22 protein-coding genes are annotated in these 22,067 nt (G+C 57.0%); 18 read left to right on the forward strand and 4 right to left on the reverse strand.

What is annotated here, in order from left to right; all coding sequences use genetic code 11:
• Window positions 1-156 precede the first annotated feature (156 nt).
• The 4 genes from hpaD to ACR0CE_RS19260 all read left to right on the forward strand — a co-directional run bounded on the left by hpaD (window position 157) and on the right by ACR0CE_RS19260 (window position 3,604).
• Entirely contained in the window at window positions 157-999 is an 843-nt protein-coding gene (gene hpaD, locus ACR0CE_RS19245; protein ID WP_480484866.1) for a 3,4-dihydroxyphenylacetate 2,3-dioxygenase, read from the forward strand.
• Window positions 1,000-1,121: 122 nt separating this feature from the next.
• On the forward strand, window positions 1,122-2,519 hold the full coding sequence (locus tag ACR0CE_RS19250; RefSeq protein ID WP_480478158.1) for a pyridoxal phosphate-dependent decarboxylase family protein: 1,398 nt from the start codon (window positions 1,122-1,124) through the stop codon (window positions 2,517-2,519).
• A complete protein-coding gene (locus ACR0CE_RS19255) occupies window positions 2,516-2,701 on the forward strand; it encodes a hypothetical protein (protein ID WP_480478160.1) in 186 nt (61 codons plus the stop codon). Before ACR0CE_RS19250 ends, ACR0CE_RS19255 begins: the two co-directional genes overlap by 4 nt.
• Before the next feature lie 117 nt (window positions 2,702-2,818).
• Window positions 2,819-3,604 (forward strand): hypothetical protein, encoded by a 786-nt coding sequence (locus ACR0CE_RS19260; RefSeq protein WP_480484863.1) that lies wholly within the window; start codon window positions 2,819-2,821, stop codon window positions 3,602-3,604.
• A 132-nt stretch (window positions 3,605-3,736) separates the two neighbouring features.
• On the opposite strand, the gene ACR0CE_RS19265 is transcribed toward ACR0CE_RS19260, so the two are convergent.
• Genes ACR0CE_RS19265 through paaG form a run of 4 tightly spaced genes read right to left on the reverse strand, consistent with a single transcriptional unit; the run spans window position 3,737 to window position 6,888 of the window.
• A complete protein-coding gene (locus ACR0CE_RS19265) occupies window positions 3,737-4,333 on the reverse strand; it encodes a TetR/AcrR family transcriptional regulator (protein ID WP_480484862.1) in 597 nt (198 codons plus the stop codon).
• Window positions 4,334-4,336: 3 nt separating this feature from the next.
• Complete coding sequence (paaK, locus tag ACR0CE_RS19270; RefSeq protein ID WP_480833474.1) at window positions 4,337-5,647, reverse strand: phenylacetate--CoA ligase PaaK; 1,311 nt, start codon at window positions 5,645-5,647, stop codon at window positions 4,337-4,339.
• Between the two features lie 24 nt (window positions 5,648-5,671).
• Entirely contained in the window at window positions 5,672-6,097 is a 426-nt protein-coding gene (paaI, locus tag ACR0CE_RS19275; protein ID WP_480833493.1) for a hydroxyphenylacetyl-CoA thioesterase PaaI, read from the reverse strand.
• Window positions 6,098-6,102: 5 nt separating this feature from the next.
• Window positions 6,103-6,888, reverse strand: coding sequence for a 2-(1,2-epoxy-1,2-dihydrophenyl)acetyl-CoA isomerase PaaG (gene paaG / locus ACR0CE_RS19280; RefSeq protein WP_480833475.1), 786 nt, complete (start codon window positions 6,886-6,888; stop codon window positions 6,103-6,105).
• A gap of 102 nt (window positions 6,889-6,990) precedes the next feature.
• Here paaG and ACR0CE_RS19285 point away from each other — a divergent pair, with 102 nt between their 5' ends.
• The 14 genes from ACR0CE_RS19285 (at window position 6,991) to ACR0CE_RS19350 (ending at window position 22,021) form a co-directional block, all read left to right on the forward strand.
• A complete protein-coding gene (locus ACR0CE_RS19285; RefSeq protein ID WP_480833476.1) occupies window positions 6,991-9,024 on the forward strand; it encodes an FAD-dependent oxidoreductase in 2,034 nt (677 codons plus the stop codon).
• Between the two features lie 70 nt (window positions 9,025-9,094).
• On the forward strand, window positions 9,095-10,114 hold the full coding sequence (locus ACR0CE_RS19290; protein WP_480833477.1) for a TRAP transporter substrate-binding protein: 1,020 nt from the start codon (window positions 9,095-9,097) through the stop codon (window positions 10,112-10,114).
• 57 nt (window positions 10,115-10,171) lie between these two features.
• Window positions 10,172-10,678, forward strand: coding sequence for a TRAP transporter small permease (locus tag ACR0CE_RS19295; RefSeq protein WP_480507688.1), 507 nt, complete (start codon window positions 10,172-10,174; stop codon window positions 10,676-10,678).
• A complete protein-coding gene (locus tag ACR0CE_RS19300) occupies window positions 10,675-12,027 on the forward strand; it encodes a TRAP transporter large permease (protein ID WP_209597443.1) in 1,353 nt (450 codons plus the stop codon). Before ACR0CE_RS19295 ends, ACR0CE_RS19300 begins: the two co-directional genes overlap by 4 nt.
• Window positions 12,027-13,214: a cytochrome P450 gene (locus tag ACR0CE_RS19305; protein ID WP_480833478.1), complete on the forward strand. Its 1,188-nt coding sequence runs from the start codon at window positions 12,027-12,029 to the stop codon at window positions 13,212-13,214. The genes ACR0CE_RS19300 and ACR0CE_RS19305 overlap by 1 nt, the downstream gene beginning before the upstream one ends.
• Before the next feature lie 119 nt (window positions 13,215-13,333).
• Entirely contained in the window at window positions 13,334-15,364 is a 2,031-nt protein-coding gene (gene paaZ, locus ACR0CE_RS19310) for a phenylacetic acid degradation bifunctional protein PaaZ (RefSeq protein ID WP_480833479.1), read from the forward strand.
• A gap of 62 nt (window positions 15,365-15,426) precedes the next feature.
• Window positions 15,427-16,242: a PaaX family transcriptional regulator C-terminal domain-containing protein gene (locus ACR0CE_RS19315; protein ID WP_480833481.1), complete on the forward strand. Its 816-nt coding sequence runs from the start codon at window positions 15,427-15,429 to the stop codon at window positions 16,240-16,242.
• 190 nt (window positions 16,243-16,432) lie between these two features.
• A complete protein-coding gene (gene pcaF, locus ACR0CE_RS19320) occupies window positions 16,433-17,635 on the forward strand; it encodes a 3-oxoadipyl-CoA thiolase (protein ID WP_480833482.1) in 1,203 nt (400 codons plus the stop codon).
• Window positions 17,636-17,650: 15 nt separating this feature from the next.
• Complete coding sequence (paaA, locus tag ACR0CE_RS19325) at window positions 17,651-18,628, forward strand: 1,2-phenylacetyl-CoA epoxidase subunit PaaA (protein WP_480476985.1); 978 nt, start codon at window positions 17,651-17,653, stop codon at window positions 18,626-18,628.
• Between the two features lie 23 nt (window positions 18,629-18,651).
• The gene (gene paaB, locus ACR0CE_RS19330; protein ID WP_209507558.1) at window positions 18,652-18,936 is read left to right on the forward strand and encodes a 1,2-phenylacetyl-CoA epoxidase subunit PaaB; all 285 of its coding nucleotides are present in this window, start codon (window positions 18,652-18,654) and stop codon (window positions 18,934-18,936) included.
• Window positions 18,936-19,694, forward strand: coding sequence for a 1,2-phenylacetyl-CoA epoxidase subunit PaaC (gene paaC, locus ACR0CE_RS19335; protein WP_480507700.1), 759 nt, complete (start codon window positions 18,936-18,938; stop codon window positions 19,692-19,694). The genes paaB and paaC overlap by 1 nt, the downstream gene beginning before the upstream one ends.
• Window positions 19,695-19,700: 6 nt before the next feature.
• Window positions 19,701-20,159 carry a 1,2-phenylacetyl-CoA epoxidase subunit PaaD gene (gene paaD / locus ACR0CE_RS19340; RefSeq protein ID WP_480507702.1) on the forward strand — a complete coding sequence of 153 codons (459 nt, stop codon included), beginning with the start codon at window positions 19,701-19,703 and terminating at the stop codon, window positions 20,157-20,159.
• Window positions 20,160-20,172: 13 nt separating this feature from the next.
• Window positions 20,173-21,246: a 2Fe-2S iron-sulfur cluster-binding protein gene (locus ACR0CE_RS19345; protein WP_209597434.1), complete on the forward strand. Its 1,074-nt coding sequence runs from the start codon at window positions 20,173-20,175 to the stop codon at window positions 21,244-21,246.
• A gap of 13 nt (window positions 21,247-21,259) precedes the next feature.
• Complete coding sequence (locus ACR0CE_RS19350; protein WP_480507704.1) at window positions 21,260-22,021, forward strand: Phenylacetic acid catabolic protein; 762 nt, start codon at window positions 21,260-21,262, stop codon at window positions 22,019-22,021.
• The last annotated feature ends 46 nt before the right edge of the window (window positions 22,022-22,067 follow it).

Below are 22,067 nucleotides of genomic sequence, written 5' to 3' on the forward strand. Positions count from 1 at the left end.
TCGGCCGCGACGGCGGCAACTGGAGCTTCGAGTTCTACATGGAACAAAAACACGTCGGCTTCGCAACCGGAAACCACAACATCATGCAGCTGGGGAAACTGTAACCGGGCAAGGGCTCTGGTACACAGACATCGGTAAACACGAGGAGGAACTGCCATGGGAAAGATCGTACAAGCCGCGAAGATCACGCATGTGCCAAGTATCTGGATGTCCCACACGATGCCAAAATACAAAGGCATCCGGCAGTCTGCCATTGATGGTTATGCGCGCCTGCGCCAGGACGCGATAGACCGCGAGGTCGAGACGTTTCTTGTGTTCGACACCCATTGGATCACCAATCAGGGGTTTCACCTGAATACCAAAGAGCACCACAAAGGCCGCTTCATCAGTCATGAACTGCCGCACATGCTGGCAGACATGGAGTTTGATTATCGCGGAGATAACGCGTTGGGGGAAACCATCCTTGATGTTCTGCGTGAGCGTGGCGAGCGAGCGCTTGGCCATTCGCACCCCGATATGGGAATGGAATATGGCACCCTTCTGCCTATGCATTTCATCAACGAAGGGGTGAATGCGCGCGTTTTGCCCGTTGCAGTCAACCAGTTCTCGTCGATCCAGGAAAACCGCGTCTGGGGTGAGGCCATTGCCGAAGGTATCCGGCGTTCCGACCGGAACGTATCCATACTGGCCTCTGGCTCACTCAGCCATGATTTCACGCCGAATGAGCGCTCGGTCGACGGATTGAATGCGGTAAACGGCGAGTTCAACCGCCAGATGGATATGCACGTGCTGGAGATGTGGGAACAGGGACGGTTCGAAGAGTTCCTTGAAATGCTGCCGGACTATGCGAAGAAATGCGCAGGCGAATGCGCCATGAATGACACGGCTTTGCTGTTCGGAGCTCTGGGCTGGGGCAGCTACAAGGGTGAGATCGACATCTACACCCCCTACTTCGGCAGCTCTGGCACAGGTCAGGCGAATGTCAGCTTTTCGGTCTGAAGGCAGAACTCGGGACCTTTTCATTTGAAGAAAGCACACCTGTTCGGCTTTAATCCGCGAGCCGAACGGGTAAGGTCGGGGACTGGACAAATTGGTGTTCAGTTACAAGAGAAGGCTTGCGCATGGATTGGGACGCGTTTTCGCATTGGGGTCAGCACATTTCGAAATGGGCGGCCGATTACCACAAGACACTTGCTGAACGTCCTGTTCGGGCCAAGACCACACCAGGAGAAATCGCGGCCCAGCTAAAGGCATCGCCCCCCGATAGTGGCGAGCCCATGGAAGCCATCATGGCCGATTTCGAACGAATCGTGATGCCGGGTATCACACATTGGCAACATCCCCGGTTCTTTGCCTATTTCCCGGCCAACGCAGCGCCGCCGTCGATGCTGGCTGAAATGCTGGTGACCACAATCGCGGCGCAATGCATGCTATGGCAGACCTCACCAGCTGCGACCGAGGTCGAAGGTGTCATGGTCGATTGGCTGCGGCAGGCGCTTGGATTGCCGGAAGGAACGACCGGAGTTATTCAGGACAGCGCATCATCTGCCACGTTGTCGGCTGTGCTGACCATGCGGGAACGGGCCACAGGGTTTACCGGCAACCGCGAAGGCCTGAACGCCAAGGGCGCACTGCGCATCTACTGCTCGGATCAGGTTCATTCGTCGATTGATCGGGCCTGCTGGGTTGCAGGGATCGGTCAGGACAATCTGGTGAAACTGCCGACACGTGGTCCGACCTATACGATTGATGCAGAGGCTCTTGATGTCGCAATTCAGGGTGACATCGCGGCCGGGTATGTACCTGCTGGTATCATTGCAATTACGGGCGGCACCGGGGTTGGGGCCTGCGATGATCTGGTGGCGGTGGCTGACATCGCGCAAAAATACGACCTCTATACGCATCTCGACGCGGCCTGGGCGGGGTCGGCGATGATCTGCCCCGAGCTTCGTGAGGCCCTTTGGCCCGGGGCGGATCGTTACGACAGCATTGTCTTCAACCCACATAAATGGATGGGGGCGCAGTTCGATTGCGCGATCCAGTTTCTGCGGGACGCCACGCCACAGCTCAACACGCTTAAGATCGAACCGGAATACCTCAAGACCACAGGGGCAGAGGTAACGAATTATTCGGAATGGACAATCCCTCTGGGTCGACGGTTCCGGGCATTGAAGATCTGGTTCTTGATGCGGTCATACGGTCTCGACGGGTTGCGGAGCCGAATTCGCAACCATGTGCTCTGGGCCAATGAACTTGCAGAAAAGATCGGCGCGATAGAGGGGTTTGAGATCACCACCGGCCCGATCCTGAGCCTGTTTTCCTTTCGCTGTCCAGGGGATGACGCCGCTCAGCAGCGACTGGTGGACGCGCTGAATGACGATGGCCGAATTTACCTGACGCAAGGCATGTTTAATGGCCGCAAGATCATCCGTTTTCAGGTCGGGCAATTCGACACAACCCGCGATGACGTGCTGATGGCGGCGGATGTCATCCGCGATGTCTGGGAGAGCCTGTTATGAAATTCGCAACGTTCAGTGCTGCAGGGGATACCTTCTTTTGGGTGATTACCGATGATGGTGCGATCGCCCTGAACGGTGATTTTCCTGAGTTTTCCAGCCTGTATGAAGTCATTGCCGCAGGTGAGTTTGCCCAAGCCGAAACCGAAGACTATGAATATCTAACACGCTCACTCTCGTTATGAGTGAGGGACCATCGGTGGGTAGGTCAAAGGTCACTTGTAGGTCTTTGAAGGATGAAAGGATATTGAGGAAAGCGCTTTTCCGGCAACTTCGACGAGAGTTTAGCGAGAGATAAGAAAATGTTGAAAGTCGTTATACATCAGGGGTTTCATAAAACAGGCACTCGAACACTGCAAACAATGTTGCTCAGAAATCGTTCCCGATTAAAGGGCAGAGTGAATATTCTGGTTCCGAGTGATCTGCAAGAGGCGGGCTTCTCAGCACGGCGCTTTTCTGTAGTGCAAGAAGAACGAGTGCTAAATAAGTTTCGTAAACAATTAAGACAAGCTCTGGCGCGCTTTGAAAACGAAACAGACAAACCGCTTTTGATTAGTAACGAGGAGTTTGCGGGCCTGATTCCAGGGCGTAAAAATGTGTATTCTTATTCCATGGTAACGGTTTTGTCTGAAGTGCTATTGGATGAGATCGAGAAGTTCGCTGATGGTAACGCGCGTGCAACCTTCTTTTTTACCACCAGGAACGCCTCTGATTGGATTAAGAGTGTTTATTGGCAAAACATACGTTCGAACCGAATTCAGGAAGGCCTTTCGGAATACGCGGACCTACTTCAGCAAGGCGCAGATCTTGCTGGTGTGGTTGCCCGAGTTAAGGATGCCGTATCCTCCCGAGCCGACGTCGTTTCCCTAGACACCTCAAACATGAGTGACCGTCTATTTCCCGCCACAAAGGTGCTATCGATGCTGAACGTAAGGTCCGATGATCTTACGCCTGTCAGTAACTTGAATGTCCAACCGGTTGGAGCCGCAGAGTATTTTCTGGAATTGAACAGATCAAACATGACGGACGAAGAGGTCATGGCAGCGAAACGCAATTTCTTAGACGATTTGAAGATGCGCAAAAAGTAAGAAAGAAGGCCACGCGCTCGCTGCAGCCACGGTCCTTATTGGCGCGCCTCAGGATAGCCGACCAGTCTGACCTGAGATTTCAGAATAACACACGTGACCAGCCCCAAGCGTGTTTTCCCCAAGGGGGCACGCCTATAGCTTTTGCACACCATGCATGGTCAGGGTGCTCACCAGATCGGCATAATCCTCGCGGGCTTTGGGGCCTGCGCCGGTGTTCCACATGTAATACCAGTTTAACATGCCAAAGACTGACATCGTCGCTCCCCGAAGCTTGTCCTTGGCGCCGTCAAAGGATCCGGGCGACATTTCCAGAAGTATGTCGCGTACAAAGTTCACCAGATCAAGCTGATAGCCCCGCAGACGTTTTTGCTGTTCTTCGGTCAATGCGCTCATGCCGCTGATCTGAACCCGGTGCTCGTCATCTGCACCTTGATAGGCAAAAAGGATCTCGCGCACTGCTTTGCGCAGTTTCTGTTCGGGGTTAAGGCCGTCCAGATCAACATTGCAAATCCGGTCCCGCAACTCACGCAGGTACGTTTCAAGGATGTCATACAGGATGGCATCCTTGCTGTCATAGTAGTGATATATGTTTGCTTTCGATATCCCGCATTCTTTGGCCAAAAGGGTCATCGAAGCACGGTCAAATCCCTGGTCGGCAAACACTTTTGCCGCCATCTTCAGGATCTGTTCCCGCTTTTGGTCGTGGTCTTTGGCAATTGTCCGGGCCACGGCTCAGTCCTTATCGCGATTGTCTACAACGCGCTTCGCCTTGCCCTGAGAGCGTTCGACGTCGCCGGGGTCCCCTACTACAATTTCGGTTGAAACGCCAACGACGTCCTTGATCCGCTTGGTCAGCATCCGTGCAGCGGCTGTTTTCGACAGCTCGTCGGTGGAATCTGGGGAAGATTCAACAAAGACCCGCATGGCGTCCATGCGACCGGATTTGTAGAGCTCGATCTGGTAATAGGGGGCAAGACCGCCCGTTGCCATGACCTGTTCCTCGATCTGGCTGGGGAAGACGTTGACGCCGCGCAGGATCATCATGTCGTCACTGCGGCCGGTGATCTTTGCCATCCGGCGCATGGACCGCGCCGTCCCTGGCAGCAGGCATGTCAGATCGCGTGTGCGATAGCGGATCATCGGCAACCCTTCTTTGGTCAGTGTCGTGAACACCAATTCTCCGGTTTCGCCATCGGGCAGGATTTCTCCGGTCGCCGGGTCGATGATTTCCGGCAGGAAGTGATCCTCCCAGATCACAGGCCCGTCTTTGGTTTCAACGCATTCATTGGCGACACCGGGGCCCATGATCTCGGACAGGCCATAGATATCGACGGCGTGCATGTCGAAGGCCGCCTCGACCTCGGCCCGCATCGCGTCAGTCCAGGGTTCGGCACCAAAAACGCCAACCTTCAGCGAGCTCTCACGTGGGTCGAGACCCGCCTTGTGGAACTGTTCAAGGATATTGAGCATGTAGGAGGGTGTAACCATGATCCCGTCAGGCCGGAAATCATTGATCAGGTTGACCTGCTTTTCGGTCTGCCCGCCCGACATCGGGACGACGGTCGCGCCAAGGCGTTCGATCCCGTAATGGGCACCTAGCCCACCGGTGAACAGCCCATAGCCGTAGGCATTGTGCACCATGTCGCCCTTGCGCAGCCCAGACGCGCGAAGAGACCGCGCGCCAAGATCAGCCCAATTGTCGATGTCATTCTTTGTGTAGCCAACCACCGTCGGTTTGCCTGTCGTGCCGGAGGAAGCATGCAGACGAATTATCTCGCTGCGCGGGACTGCAAACAAGCCAAACGGATAGTTGTCGCGCAGATCGTTTTTGTACGTGAATGGAAATTTCGACAGATCTGAAAGCTGCTGAAGATCGTCAGGATGCACGCCAGCCTCGTCAAAGCGCTGTTTGTACATCGGAACGTTTTCATAAGCATGACGCAAGGACCACTTCAGACGCTCAAGCTGTGTGGCGCGAATTTCGTCGATCGAGGCGATTTCGATCGGGTCAAGGTCCGCTTTGTTGGGGGAAAGGTCTTTCATCGCGTAACTCCTCCAGTCACGAAACTATTCTTGAAAATTCTGGCCGCCAATGGTGCGGGACATGCCGCGAAACTCAGCGATCAAAGTATCGTCTTGATTGATGACGCGGACGTCGTAGATGCCGCTGCGACCGGACAGGTTCACTTCTGTCGCGGTAGCAGTCAGGCGGTCATCTTTCCGTCCCGGTGCAAGATAGCTGACCATCGTATGCTGCGCTACAGTTGCAACATTCCGGCTGTTGCAGGCAAAGGCGAAAGCACTGTCAGCAAGAGCGTGCGTGACGCCGCCATGGCAAATACCATGTCCGTTGCAGTGATGCGGCGCAACAGTCAGGGACAGGACTGCGTGCCCTTCATCGACCTCGACAAGCTCCATCCCGAACCATTTACTGGCTTCGTCATTGGCCCACATCGCTGCCGCGGATTTTTGGGCGCGTTCTTTTGGGGTCATCATCATCATCTTCCCTGAAAATGCGGTGCGCGTTTTTCGAGGAAACTGGACACGCCTTCGGCGTAATCAGCACTTTCCCCGCAGGTTTTCATCGCGTCCGCTTCAATTTCAAGCTGATCGGACAAGGATGTGGTGGCTGCTGTTTGAATGCACTGCTTGGTCAGGCCCAACCCAAGGGTGGGGCCGTTGGCAAGTTGCGCGGCAAGAGCGCGTGCTTCGGTCATCAGCTGATCATCGGGCAACGCCTTCCAGATCAACCCCCAGTCTTCGGCCTGCTTGGCGGTTAGGGGCAATGCTGTCAGGGCCAGCCCCTTTGCGCGCGCCTCGCCCAACAATCGGGGCAGGTGCCAGCTGCCGCCTGTGTCCGGAATCAGCCCGACCTTGGAAAAGCTTTGAATGAACTTTGCGCTTTCCCCGGCCAAAACCATGTCGCAGGCCAGTGCAAGGTTTGCGCCCGCGCCCGCGGCCACGCCGTTTACGGCACAAACAACCGGGAAATTCAAAGACCGGATCAGTCGCACCAGAGGGGCATAGAAAGTGCGTACAGTTTTGCCCAGGTCGGGCGGGCCATCCATTTTCGAGGGATCGCGGTCTCCAAGGTCCTGACCCGCACAAAAACCGCGCCCTGCGCCGGTCAGCAAAATCGCGCGGGCACCATTTTCGCGCGCGCTCTTCAGCGCGTCGTGAAGGGCAAGATGCATCTCCTCATTGAACGAGTTCAGCTTGTCGGGGCGGTTCAGGGTTATTTCAACCCAGTTTCCGTGATCATGTACAAGGATCGTATCGCTCATGGCTGTCTCATCTGTTCCCGTGACAACTTAATCATTGCATTAACCGAACGGTTGGTCAATATATAAACCCGAACCGAATCTGGATGATCAAAGGGATTGCCAATGTCGCAGCCGTCGCTGGTGAGTGTTGACTTTAAGGGCGACGTGGCCTGGGTCACGGTCGACAACCCGCCGGTGAACGCAACCTCGACGGGGGTTCGGAAGGGTCTGGCTGACGCGGTCGATGCTGTTCAGAAAGCTCGGGTTGCCGTCCTGTGCTGCGCCGGTCGGACATTCATCGCGGGCGGTGATATGTCCGAGTTTGACGCGGCTCCGGCTGAGCCGCATTTGCCTGATGTTGTTCAGAAAATCGAAGACAGTAATGTGCCGTTTATCGCCTGTATGCACGGCAACGTGTTGGGTGGCGGGTTTGAAATTGCCATGGCCTGCGCGTGGCGGATCGCAGCGCCGGGCACCTGCTTTGGGCTGCCGGAAGTCAATGTGGGCCTGATCCCGGGGGCGGGGGGCACGCAGCGATTGCCGCGCCTTGTTGGAATGGAAGCGGCGGTCGACATCGCCTGTTCGGGAAAAATCCTGAAAGCCGAAGAAATGGCCAATCTCGGGGGAATTGACCTGATTGCCGATAACCCAATGTCGGCTGTTCTGGATTTTGTCGCCAACCTGCCAAAGCGCCCGGCACCTGTCAGTCAACGGCCCGTCGGCGAAGTCGCGTCTGACCTTCTGAAGACGAGCCGTCAGGCTTTGAAAAGAACCGCCAGGGGTCAGCAATCACCGCTGGAAAACCTGACCGCGCTCAGCTGGTCGTCCGAACCCTTTGCTGTTGCACAGCCGAAAGAGCGGGCGCGCCATCTGGCGCTGCGTCAAAGCCCTGAAAGCCGCGCCCTGCGATACGCCTTTTTTGCCGAGCGCAAGGTTGCCAGACCTTCAATGATCGCAGGTGTTACCCCGCGCGATATCAGCCGGATCGCAGTTGTCGGTGGCGGGTTGATGGGGGCGGGGATCGCCACCGCAGCCCTGAATGGCGGGTTGTCGGTCACTCTGATCGAGAGGGATACGGAAGCAGCGACCGCAGCCCGTGATCGGGTAGAGGGGCTGCTAAAGGGGGCAGTCAAGCGGGGCAACATGTCCGAAGCACAGCTGCAGGAACGCCTTGCCGCGTTTTGCGCCGTAGACAGCTACTCCGAAGCTGCCGACGTTCAGTTGGCTATCGAGGCTGTGTTTGAAGACTTGTCAATCAAGCAACAGGTTTTTGCAGAATTGGCCAGCCATATGCAGCGTGACGCGATTCTGGCCACGAACACGTCGTACTTGAGCCCGGTCGAGATCTTCGCAGGTATCGAAAATCAATCGCGGTGCATTGGTCTGCACTTCTTCAGCCCTGCCCATGTCATGAAGCTGTTGGAAGTCGTGCATACGCCGCAAACTTCGCCCGAAGTTGTCGCTACCGGGTTTGCGCTTGGAAAAAGGCTTCGCAAGGTTTCTGTCGTGTCGGGCATCTGCGATGGTTTTATTGGCAACCGGATGTTGGCTGCGTATCGGCGCGAGGCTGATTATTTGCTGGCGGATGGGGCGTTGCCTTATCAGGTGGACCAGGCAATGCGAGCTTTCGGGATGCCCATGGGGCCTTACGAGCTGCAAGATCTGACAGGCCTCCAAATCGCCTGGGCCAACCGAAAACGCAATGCCGCAACCCGCGACCCGAACGAACGCTATGTGACGATCGCTGACCAACTTTGCGAGATGGGTCGTCTTGGCCAACGCACGGGCAAAGGATGGTATCGCTACGAAGAGGGTCATCGCGAATCAATCCGCGATCCCGAAGTGGAGGCATTGATCGAGTCCTACTCGGCTGAACGGGGCGTAACGCGGCGGGCATACGCGCAGGACGAAATCGTGTCGCGCATTTTGGCGGTGCTGGCCAACGAGGGCGCGTTGATCATTCAGCAGGGGATCGCCGAGTCCGCGGAAGCCGTCGATATGGTTCAAATTCACGGCTACGGCTTTCCGCGCTGGCGCGGCGGGCCGATGAACTATTGCAAGGAAATCGGAGCCAACACGTCGCACGCAATGATGGAAACCGTAGCCAAGGAAAGCCCCGGTTCATGGCGCGTCGCGGGCTGTCTTGGAGACAATTAACAAGTTGATGGTTACAAAAGTGACCATTAACGCATTCTTGACTCATGTTTCACAGGGAGGAGACAGAACTATGAAATTCACAAGGTTGAGCACACTTCTTGCCTCAGCTGCACTGGCCGTTTCAGGTACAGTGGCGCTTGCAGCAGACTATACGCTGACCATTTCCAGCTGGGCCCCGCCGACCCATGGCATCAATGCCAAGATGTGGCCGAAATTCGTCGAGATGATCGAAGAGGCCACCGATGGTCAGGTCACCGCCGAGCTGAAGCTGGGCCTTGCCCCGCCCCCCGCGCAGATGGACCTGATCATGGATGGCGCCGCTGATGCCTCGATCATATTCCACGGCTATCAGCCAGGCCGGTTTGTCACCACCAAGATGATCGAACTGCCCGGATACGAAGGTTCGGCCGAGGCTGCGTCGGTTGCGTATTGGCGGGCATATGACGCGCATTTGAAGGCGGCGGATGAACACCGTGGCGTGAAAGTGATCGCCTTGCACACGCATGGTCCGGCTCAGCTGCATTCCAGCAGCCCGGTGACGTCTCTGGACGAAGTCTCGGGTCTCAAGGTTCGCATCCCCGGCGGTGTTGGCGGTGACGTGGGCACGGCGCTGGGTGCAACCGGTATCCAGGTTCCTGCACCGAAAGTGTATGAAACCCTGGCCTCCAAGGCCGCAGATGGCGTCGTCATGCCCTTTGAATCCCGTAAAGGTTTCAAGCTGACGGAAGTGGCGCAGAACGTTTATGAGGTCCCTGGCGGCCTGTATCGCGGTTCGTTTGCCTTTATCATGAACGAGGACACCTTTGCTGACCTGCCCGCCGATCTGCAGGCAGCGCTGGAAGAAAACGTCTTCGGGGAACCGCTGAGCCGCGAGATTGGCAAAATCTGGGATGAGATCGATGCGATCGGCCGCGAAGAGACCGAAGGCACCGAAGGCAACGCGATTCATGCAGCATCCGCTGAAGATCTTGAAAAGTTCAATGCAATTGCTGTGGATGTACGTGCCAAAGTTATCGACGAAGTCAATGGCACAGGCATCGACGCCCAGGCCGCCTATGACATGATCGTAAATGAAATGGCTGCGCAATAACGCAGACTGGCTGGCGGACGCGATCCGCCGGCCGATTTCACCCGCTGGGGACCCGTTATGCAATCTCTCGTGACCTTTGCGCGTCGCGTCAGTATCGTGCCTACGCTGCTGGCCTGTGCCGCGCTGTTCATCTTGATGGTGATGACTTTCTTTGATGTCATCCTACGATCTGTATTCAATGCCCCGATCGAGGCGGCCACGGAACTGACCCGGATCCTGATGGCCGTCCTCGTGTTCTCGGTCTTGCCGATGATCTCAGCAGGCAAGGGTCAAATCGCTGTGGATCTGACGGATGGGCTGTTTTCACGCCTGCGGTTAAGTCGGGTACGTGATGCGATTGTGTATCTGTTCTCTGGCATTATGCTTTTTTGGCCGATTCAGCGTGTTTGGGTATTGGCTGAACGTGCGCGGGATTACGGGGACGTCACGGAATATCTTTCGATCCCAGTCTTCTATGTAGGCTGGTTCATCTCGGGGTTCATAGCGATCACCGCTGTTGCAATGATCATCACCGGCATCTTGCACTTCTTTGCCCCCCACACATTGTCGGAGCACCCCCAATGACCGCTGCGCTGATCGGTTTTGTTCTTGTTCTTGTTCTTGTGCTGGTGCGCTTGCCTATCGTGTTTGCAATGGGATTGGTCGGAACGCTTGGCTTTGCCTATGAACGCGGCGGCAGCATCCTGTCCGAGCGTGGGTTGAAGGCCGCGATGTCGATGGTGGGTCGTCAGATCACCGACACCGCGCAGGATTACGGCCTGTCGGTCGTCCCGCTGTTTATCCTCATGGGCTTGTTCGTGAATAAAGGTGGGCTTGCGCGCGAGCTTTACGCAGTTTCAAACGCTTTTCTGGGCCATTTCCGGGGCGGTATCGCCATGGCGACGGTTGCGGCATGCGGAGGCTTTTCAGCCATTTGCGGCTCGTCTCTGGCAACGGCGGCCACCATGTCCAAGGTCGCAATGCCGGAAATGCGCCGCTATGGTTATTCCGACGAGCTGTCGACGGCATCGATTGCAGCGGGCGGTACGCTTGGTATCCTTATTCCGCCTTCGGTGATCCTGGTCATTTACGGGCTGCTGACCGAAACCTCGATTGGGAAACTTTTCGTTGCGGGTATCATTCCCGGTCTGCTTGGCATTCTGTTCTACCTGCTCGCCGTCAGCTGGACCGTCGCGCGCAAACCCGAGTCGGGACCGGCGGGTGAACGTCACGGCTGGTCCGAGCGTTTGTCGGCGGTGCGCTCGGTCTGGGCCGTATTGCTGCTGTTCTTTCTGGTTATTGGCGGATTGTACGGAGCTTTCGATTTTCATCCGCTGAACCTGACCTTCAGCCCGACCGAGGCGGCAGGCATGGGCGCAATGGGCGCTTTCCTGATCGCGCTGTCACGAGGCGGGCTTACTTTGGGGTCGACGTTTGAGGTGCTGAAGGAAACCACCTATACCGCAGCGGCATTGTTCTCGGTTCTGATCGGGGCACAGATCTTTTCGAATTTCATCAACCTTGCCGGTCTGCCCGAAGCGCTCATCGCATTGGTTACCGCATATGACGTTGAACCTTTTGTGGTGATCCTGATGATCCTTGGGATCTACATCATTTTGGGTTGTGTTTTTGAATCCCTGTCGATGCTGCTGCTGACGGTGCCGATCTTTTTCCCGTTGGTCACATCGTTGGGGTATGATCCGATCTGGTTCGGCATTGTTGTGGTTGTCGTGACCGAGATCAGCCTGATCACTCCACCCGTCGGCTTGAATGTCTTCATTCTGAAAGGCGTGGTCGGAGATGTGTCAACAGGAACAATCTTTAAGGGTGTCACTCCGTTCTGGGTGGCGGATATCTTCCGGCTAGCTCTGATCGTTCTGGTGCCATGGTTGGTGTTGGTTCTACCTGAACAAATGGGGGCGATGGGGCACTGATGTTCTCTCTGACCGCGCTTCCAGACGGGTTTCATACAGATCCCTATCCTGCCTACGCTGCGCTGCGCGAAGATACGCCCGTCTGCTGGCAACGTGACGGATCGGTTATCCTGTCCCGATACGAGGATCTGGACCTTGTTTACCGGGACACCTCGCGATTCATATCGGACAAGAAAGCGGTATTTGGTCCCAAATTCGGGGTCGACAGCCCTTTGTATGAACACCACACCACCAGTTTGGTGTTTAATGACCCGCCGCTGCATACCCGTGTTCGCAAGGTGATGGTCGGCGCGATGAACCCGCGCGCGTTGGCGCAAATGGAACCGGGTCTGATCCAGCTTGTCGATGGGCTGCTGGAAGAGATGCAGGTCAAGGGCAACGTCGAATTGATCGAGGATTTTGCCGGGGCAATCCCGATCGAGATCATTGGCAATCTGCTGGGTATACCACGATCCGAACGCGGGCCATTGCGCGATTGGTCTCTGGCCATTCTTGGAGCGTTGGAGCCGCAATTGACGCCGGAGCAGGAAGAGTGGGGTAACCGCTCGGTCTCGGACTTCAAGGACTTCCTGCGGCATATCATCGAGGATCGTCGCGCCAACCCCGGAGATCCGGTAACGGATGTCCTGACCCGGCTGATCCAGGACGACACGGATGGTGGCCTGACCGAGGTCGAGCTGTATCAGAACTGCATTTTCATCCTGAATGCGGGTCACGAGACCACAACAAACCTGATCGGCAACGCATTGGACCTGTTGGACCGGCACCGCGCCAAGCGGGCGGAGTTACTGGCCGACCCGGATCTGATCGGTTCGGCCGTGGACGAGTTTCTGCGGCTGGAAAGCCCGAACCAGTTCGGTAATCGTCTGACCACCGTTGATGTAGTATTCCACGGTCAGACCATTCCGGCAGGTACTGATGTTCATCTGTGTATCGGCGCGGCCAACCGTGATCCACGGCAGTTTGACTGGCCCGACGAGATGATCTTGGACAGACGCCCGAACAAGCATCACGCTTTTGCCGGAGGGCCTCATACCTGCGTTGGTCTGACCCTCGCGCGTCTGGAGGGCCGGGTGGCCGTGGGCCGGTTTCTGGCCCGTTTTCCAGACTATCGCATCACCGACGGCGCCGAACGGGGCGGGCGCATCCGGTTTCGGGGGTTTACACGAATTCCCGCGCGGGTCTGAAAAACCTGGCTTGGGAAAATAGCTTGGTAATTTATTGACCGACCGTACGGTTTAAAATATGATTTCGCAAGACCGGCCTGTGGCAGCGCGGGGATCGCGAATAAGATGAGGAGACGCTCATGACTATCCAACAGATTTCCAGCTTTGCAGCCGGTGAGTGGGTTTCGCCCGGCGAGGGTGCCCGCGCAGTAACAAGCGCTGTGACCGGCGAGGTTATCGCCGCAGCGGGTAACAGCGCGTTGGATGTCCAGGGGATGTTGGACTATGCGCGCAATGTCGGGGGGCCGGCACTGCGCAAAATGACGTTCCACGAACGGGCCAAAATGCTCAAGGCGCTGTCTATGCATTTGGGCCAGCACAAGCAGGCCATGTATGATTTGTCTTTCAACACTGGTGCGACGCAATCGGATCATATGATTGATATCGACGGCGGCATCGGAACGATGTTTGTCTTTGCCGCAAAAGGTCGTCGTGAAATGCCGGACGGTCATGTCTATCTGGATGGCGATGTTGAGCAGCTTTCGCGCAACGGTACTTTCCTGGGGCAGCACATCTGCATCCCGCTACAAGGCGTGGCAATTCACATCAACGCGTTCAATTTTCCGGTTTGGGGGATGCTGGAAAAGCTTGCCCCAACCCTTCTGGCGGGCGTTCCGGCGATTGTAAAACCCGCCACAAGCTCGTGTTATGTGACCGAGCTGTGTGTTCGGTTGATGCTTGAGTCCGGCATCTTGCCAGCGGGTGCATTGCAGTTGGTCTCGGGTGGTTTGGGTGACATGCTGGACCGTCTGACCATGCAGGACGTGGTCAGCTTTACCGGATCCGCCGATACGGCCCTGAAACTGCGCTCCAACCCGGTGATCCTTGAGAACTCGGTACGGTTTGTTGCGGAACAGGACAGCCTGAACTGTTCGATCCTTGGCCCCGATGCCGCGCCGGGCACGCCGGAATTTGACCTCTTCGTGAAGGAAGTCCAGCGCGAGATGACCACGAAGGCAGGGCAGAAATGCACCGCAATCCGTCGGATCATCGCGCCCGAACCGCAGGTACAGGTGGTAATTGACGCGTTGTCGGCACGTCTGGCGAAAACGACCATTGGCGACCCAAAGCTGGAAACCACCCGCATGGGTGCGTTGGTTTCGAACGGTCAGAAGCGTGATGTTCTGGAAAAGGCCGCCATTCTCGGCCAAGAGGCCGAGCGTGTCTTCGGCAACCCCGATGATTTCGCGGTTGAGGGCGCTGATGCCGAAAAGGGTGCGTTCCTGCCGCCCATGCTCTTCCATTGCGCTAATCCTGACGCGGCGCAGCGTGTGCACGACACTGAAGCCTTTGGTCCGGTCAGCACAGTGATGGGGTATCGCGATCTTGACCATGCCATCGAACTGGCGAACCGGGGGCAGGGCTCTCTGGTGGCGTCGGTGATCACCCATGATCCCGAGGTTGCGCGACAGGTTGCCATGGGATCAGGGGCTTATCACGGGCGTCTGTATTTCAACAACCGCGACTCGATGAAGGAATCCACCGGTCATGGCTCACCTCTGCCGCACATGGTTCATGGCGGTCCGGGACGCGCCGGTGGCGGCGAAGAAATGGGCGGGGTACGGGGTGTGAAACACTATATGCAGCGCACCGCCATTCAGGGTTCGCCCGATCTGCTGACAGCGATTGGCCGGAAATGGGTGCCTGGCGCGACCGAAATCGAAGGTCCTGCTCATCCCTTTACCCGCCGGTTTCACGATCTGTCGATTGGTGAGACCCTTTACACGGCGCCAAGAACCATCACCATGGAGGACATTGAACACTTCGCCAACTTCACCGGTGATACCTTCTATGCGCATATGGATCAGGCGGCGGCGGAACGTAACCCGTTCTTCCCGGGTCGCATTGCACATGGATACTTGCTGTTGTCTTTCGCAGCCGGATTGTTCGTCGAACCGAACGAGGGGCCGGTTTTGGCAAATACCGGTCTTGACGGGCTGCGTTTCATGAAACCGGTCGAGGCAGGTGACACCATCAAGGTGCGTTTGACGGTCAAGCACAAGACCAAGCGCAATGATGACTACGGCGAGGTTCGCTGGCACGTTACCCTGACACAGCAGGATGATGAGCTGGTCGCAGAATACGAGTTGCTGACCATGGTTGCCTACTAGGCACAAGTGCAGGTGCGCAGGGGCTGGATGGCATTTCCCTCCGGCCCGATTATACTGTGCTTATGAAAGATACGGCTCCAGAATGGTTCGAAACCTGCGTCAGCCAGTTGACCACAACTGGCACGCAACGTGTGTGGTCAGTTCTGGTCACGATATTCGGCGATCTGGCCCAGAGCGGGTCTGACCAAGTTAGCGGCGCGTTGATCACAGCACTGACCAACCTTGCGGGGATCAAGGCCGAAGCCACGCGTGTTGCGCTGCACAGGCTGCGCAAGGAAGGCTGGATCGAAAGCACGCGGGTCGGGCGAAACAGCGTGCACAGACTGACCGAATATGGCCGCAGTCAAAGCGCCGCCGCTGCCCCGCGCATCTATTCCAGCGAGACGAATACGCCAGAAACCTGGCATGTGCTTGTTGCCAGCAGTTCAGAAAGTTCGCGAATAGAGCTGGCAGATCTGATGCTTACTGGAGACTATATTTCAGTTAACCACACAACAGCCATGTCGGCAGGACCCGTCCCGGAGAACCTTGAAGAACTGCTGGGTGTTGAAAGCAGCGCTACTTCGATCCCCGGCTGGCTGCGCGACCTTTGTGGCCCTGAAGTGCTGAAGTCTGCCTATGATCAGTTTTTGCATTCCATTCAAATCACCGAGCAAATGCTGCCTGTCGATGGCGTCGGCGATCCGCTTAAAATAGCGGTGCTGCGCGTATTGATTGTGCATGGGTGGCGTCGTTTGGTCCTGCGCCATCCGTCCCTGCCTCCGGCCTTTTTGCCCGCCGATTGGAAGGGCGCGGAGTGTCGCGCGGCGGTGTCCCGACTGCTGGGACAATTGTCCAAACCGGATCTTGCAACGCTGGAATCTGCGGCGGGTGGTTGACTCGTTTTTTGCCGAGCTCGGGATGGCGCTCTTGGGGGTTGGAAGACGGATGTGAAAGAAGTGCCATTTAATGTTACAGAAAGCTGACAGAAGCGATTACGTGGTAACATAATGCTTGCGCCGAATCGATTGAGCATTTATTAACCGACCAGACGGTTAATGACTTGTGTTCCAACAGGAGACCCAATTGATGGACGCCTTCATCTGCGACGCAACCCGCACCCCGATTGGGCGGTATGGTGGTGCGCTTTCATCGGTTCGCACGGATGATCTGGCGGCTATCCCGCTGGCGGCCCTGATGGCGCGCAACCCGCAAGTCGACTGGACCAGTGTGGATGACGTCATTTATGGCGATGCCAACCAGGCAGGAGAGAGCAATCGCAACGTTGCCCGGATGGCGGCACTGCTTGCTGGATTGCCGACGGACGTGCCGGGAACAACGATAAACCGCTTGTGCGCCAGTGGTATGGATGCTGTCGGAATGGCGGCGCGTGGTATCAAGGCAGGCGATTATGATCTTGCTGTTGCGGGTGGCGTGGAAAGCATGTCGCGCGCACCGTTTGTAATGCCCAAAGCGACGTCGGCGTTTACGCGCAGCAATGCGGTTTACGACACCACGATTGGCTGGCGCTTTGTGAACCCAAGGCTAAAGCAGCAGTATGGCGTCGATTCCATGCCGCAAACGGCTGACAATGTCGCTGAAGATTATGGGATCAGCCGTGAAGACCAGGACGCCTTTGCCGCGCGCAGTCAGGCGAGATGGGCTGCGGCCCACGCGGCAGGCGTGTTCCACGAGGAAATCACACCGGTTACGATTCCACAGCGCAAGGGCGATCCGATTGTTGTCGATACGGATGAACATCCTCGCCCGGGAACCACAGCGGAAAAACTCTCGGGCCTCGTGGGTGTGAACGGGCCGGAGAAAACAGTGACCGCTGGGAATGCCTCGGGCGTGAATGACGGTGCCGCCGCGATCCTGATGGCGAATGAAGTGGCAGCGGCAAAGAATGGTTTGACCCCGATTGCCCGTGTGGTCGGTATGTCTGTCGCGGGCGTCGAGCCTCGGGTTATGGGTATTGGTCCGGTTCCTGCCAGCCGAAAGGTTTTGGCGCGCGCGGGGCTGAGCATCGACCAGATGGATGTGATCGAATTGAACGAGGCGTTTGCGTCGCAAGGTCTGGCTACACTGCGAGAGCTTGGCCTGCCCGATGACGCCGCCCATGTGAACCCGAATGGCGGTGCAATCGCCCTTGGTCATCCATTGGGAATGAGCGGCGCCCGACTTGTGTTGACCGCAGCGTACCAACTGAAACGCACCAAAGGGCGCTATGCGCTTTGCACAATGTGCGTCGGCGTCGGGCAAGGCGCTGCACTTATTCTTGAACGCGTGTAACGGAGGAGGCGGGACATGTATGCTCAGATGGTAGAATCCGAGGCGTCAAACGATGATCCTGAAAAGCTTGCTGAATTTCAGGCGCGGATCGACGCGGATATCAAGATTGAACCCAAGGACTGGATGCCTCAGGGGTATCGCAAGACGCTGATCCGCCAGATCGGACAGCACGCGCATTCCGAGATCGTCGGGCAATTGCCCGAAGGGAACTGGATCACGCGTGCGCCGACGCTGCAACGCAAGGCGATCCTTCTGGCCAAGGTGCAGGATGAAGCCGGCCATGGGCTCTACCTTTATTGTGCGGCCGAAACACTGGGTGTCAGCCGCGATGAGATCACCGAGATGCTGCTGGACGGTCGCATGAAATACTCGTCGATCTTCAATTACCCGACGCTGAACTGGGCGGATATTGGCGCGGTCGGATGGCTGGTCGATGGCGCTGCAATCATGAATCAAGTGCCGCTGCAAAGAACGTCTTACGGGCCGTACTCACGCGCCATGATCCGCATCTGCAAGGAAGAAAGCTTCCATCAGCGCCAAGGCTATGACGCGATCCGCAAAATGGCCGAAGGCACGCCCGAGCAGCGCAAGATGGCGCAGGACGCGATGAATCGCTTCTGGTACCCGTCGTTGATGATGTTTGGACCGTCCGACAAGGATTCTGTCCACTCCGCGCAGTCGATGGCTTGGAAGATCAAGATCAACACCAATGATGAGCTGCGCCAGAAATTCGTCGACCAGACCGTCCCACAGGCCGAATATCTGGGACTGACAATCCCCGACCCGAACCTGAAGTGGAACGAAGAGCGCGGGCATTACGATTTCTCAGAGCCGGATTGGTCGGAATTCTTCGATGTGATCAAGGGCAACGGCCCCTGCAACGTCGACCGTCTGGCGGCGCGCAACAAGGCTTGGGATGACGGCAAATGGGTGCGTGACGGGCTGTTGGCCCACGCCCGCAAGAAACAGGCCGGCAATCTGGCTGCCGAATAAGCTTACCCTGAGGAGGAAACCCGATGAATACCGAATGGCCCCTGTGGGAAATCTTCATCCGCGGTCAACATGGGATGAGCCACCGACATGTCGGCTCGCTGCATGCCCCGGACGCGGAAATGGCGATCAAGAACGCACGCGACGTCTATACCCGCCGCAACGAAGGCGTCTCGATTTGGGTGGTAGAAGCCAACAACATCTCGGCCTCGTCGCCCAGTGACAAAGGTCCGTTGTATGAGCCCAGCGAAAGCAAAGTGTACCGACACCCGACCTTTTTCGACATCCCCGAAGAAGTGGGGGCGATGTGATGACCCGCGACGAAGCGTTTCAGCAGTTCCTGCTGCGGATGGGGGACAATACCCTGATCCTGGGCCATCGCGTCAGCGAATGGTGCGGCCACGCGCCAGTGTTGGAGGAGGATATTGCACTGGCCAACACGGCGCTGGACCTGATTGGGCAGACCCAGATGTGGCTTGGCCTTGCCGGAGAGATAGGCGGCGGCAAAACCGCCGATGATCTGGCATTTCTGCGCGACGCGTGGGATTTCCGCAATGTGTTGTTGGTCGAGGTTCCGAACGGTGATTTCGGCCGCACCCTGATGCGCCAGTTCCTGTTCGATGCCTGGCATTCGATCATGCTCGGTCGTCTTCTGACATCTTCTGATGATCGTGTCGCCGCGATTGCTGCCAAAGCCAGCAAGGAAGTCGCCTATCATCTGGAGCGTTCGGCAGAAACGGTCGTAGGTCTGGGTGATGGAACCGAAGAAAGTCACACCCGGATGCAGGCGGCGCTGGATTACCTCTGGCCATATGTAGGCGAGATGTTTGTCAGCGACGACATCGACGCTCAGATTGCTGCGGCCGGGATTGCGCCGAACCCAGCCGACCTGCGCGACGAATATGATGCGTTGGTCAAACGGGTTCTGGCCAAGGCGACATTGATCCTTCCGGAAAGCCGATTTGCCCATAAAGGCGGGCGGGACGGGCGCATGCATACCGAACATCTGGGCCATCTGCTGTCGCAGATGCAGTGGCTGCAGCGCGCCTATCCCGGTGCAAGCTGGTAAAAGCGGATGCGGGTCTCGACTGACCAGATATGGAGCTGGCTGGATACCGTGCCCGATCCCGAAATCCCGGTTATTTCCGTCGTGGATTTGGGCATTGTGCGCGATGTGCGCTGGGACGCTGACACTCTGGTCGTAACCGTCACGCCAACCTATTCCGGTTGCCCGGCGACATCCATCATCAGTATGGATATCGAAACCGCCCTGCGCGATCACGGCATCGGAGATCTGCGCATAGAAACCTGCATCTCACCAGCCTGGACAACCGATTGGCTGAGCGAAAAAGGTCGCGCCAAGCTGGAAGAGTTTGGCATCGCCCCGCCACAACCGGCGGGTGGGCCAGAGCGTTGCCCACATTGCGGCAGTAAAGCGGTTGAAAAGGTCAGCCAATTCGGCTCGACCCCGTGCAAGGCCCATTGGCGCTGCACTGACTGCCTGGAACCCTTTGACTATTTCAAGTGCATCTGAGGAGGAGCACCGGATGGCACGTTTTCATGACCTGAAAGTCACCGACATCCACAAAACCATCCGCGATGCGGTTGTCGTGACGCTTGAACCCGTCAACGGCGCGGCGGATCAATTCGATTTCACCGCAGGCCAGTACCTGACGTTTCGCCGCGACTTTGACGGAGAAGAGCTGCGCCGGTCCTACTCCATTTGTGCGGGCAAGGATGACGGGGTACTGCAAGTCGGGATCAAACGTGTCGACGGCGGCGCGTTCTCCAGTTGGGCCAATTCCGAGCTTAACGTCGGGGACGTTGTGCAGGCGATGCCACCGATGGGCAGCTTTCACACTCCGATCGATGCTGATGCGGAAAAGCAGTATCTCGGTTTCGCTGGCGGCTCTGGCATCACGCCGGTTCTGTCGATCCTGAAGACGACACTGACCCGCGAACCCAAATCCCGCTTTACGCTGATCTACGCCAACAAGGGCATCAACACGATCATGTTCCGCGAGGAGCTGGAAGACCTGAAGAACCTCTATATGGGCCGCCTGAACGTAATCCATATTCTTGAGGCGGATGCGCAGGAGATAGACCTGTTCACCGGTCTGGTGACGCAGGAAAAATGCGCTGACCTGTTCGAACATTGGGTCGATATCCAGAACGTGGACACAGCCTTTATCTGCGGCCCCGAGCCGATGATGCTGGGGATTGCTGCCGCGCTGCGCGCGCATGGGCTTGACGACAGGCAGATCAAGTTTGAACTCTTTGCCAGCGCTCAGCCGGGCCGGGCCAAACGCAAGGAAGGTGCGGCAGATGCGGGTACGCAGGCGAACCAAACCAGCGCATCAATCACTCTTGATGGGTCCACTCAGACGATAACTCTGCCCAAGGACCAATCCATTCTGGACGCAGCCTTGGAAAATGCCATGGACGCCCCTTACGCCTGCAAGGCCGGTGTCTGTTCAACCTGCCGCTGCCGCGTTCTGGAAGGCGAAGTTGAAATGCTCGCCAATCACGCGCTTGAGGATTACGAGGTTGAAAAAGGCTATGTGCTGAGCTGTCAGGCCTATCCGGTCACCGACCGTGTGGTCGTGGACTACGACCAGTAAAGGGAGAAGACCGATGACTGACACCATGACACTCGACAGCTATCTGGCCGCAGGCGGTGTGCTGACCAACCCGACCAATGTTCCGCCGCGCTACCGCGCCGAACTCATGAAGCTGATGGCCACGTTCGTGGACAGCGAACTTGCCGGTGCCGCCGGTTTTGCGGACATCATCAATCAGGGTCCGGGCATCAAGGAACGGATCGCAGCCGCCAGGATTGTTCTTGAGAAAACGGATCACGCCGATCAGGTTCTCAGGATAATGGGTGAGTTCGGGGCCGATACCGAGAGATATGCCACACATCATCCGTGGACGGCGCGCCTGGATCGAGACGCAGATATCGGCGCGACCCGCAGCGCGCATGACATGCGCCTTGCCGTATTCAATTATCCGATCTCGGGCTGGACCGACGCCGTCATCATGAACCTGCTGATGAGCCGTGCGGTCATGGAACAACTGGCCGAGTTTTCAATGGTTTCCTATCAACCGTTGGCCGAAGCGTTCCGCAGCATCGCCCCGGTCGAAGCCCATCATGGTGCGTTGGCGCTGGAAGGTGCTGTGAAGCTTGCCAAGAGCGGAGAGACAGAGCAGATGCAGGATGCGGTTAACTATTGGTGGCCGCGTGTCGCTGTGTCCTTTGGTGGCGATGATTTGAAACGGTTTGAGCTTCTGGAATCGCTGGGCTTGCGCCACAATGGTAACAACGCTCTAAAAGAGCGTTGGGTTCAGACAGCAGGCACCGCCGTGAAACAGCTGGGCCTGAAACCACCGGCCTAGTTCTGTGTGAACGCCAAAGGCAGGTTGAGAGGCACTTTCGGGGGCG

The sequence above is a fragment of the Ruegeria sp. L11 genome, assembly GCF_056531755.1.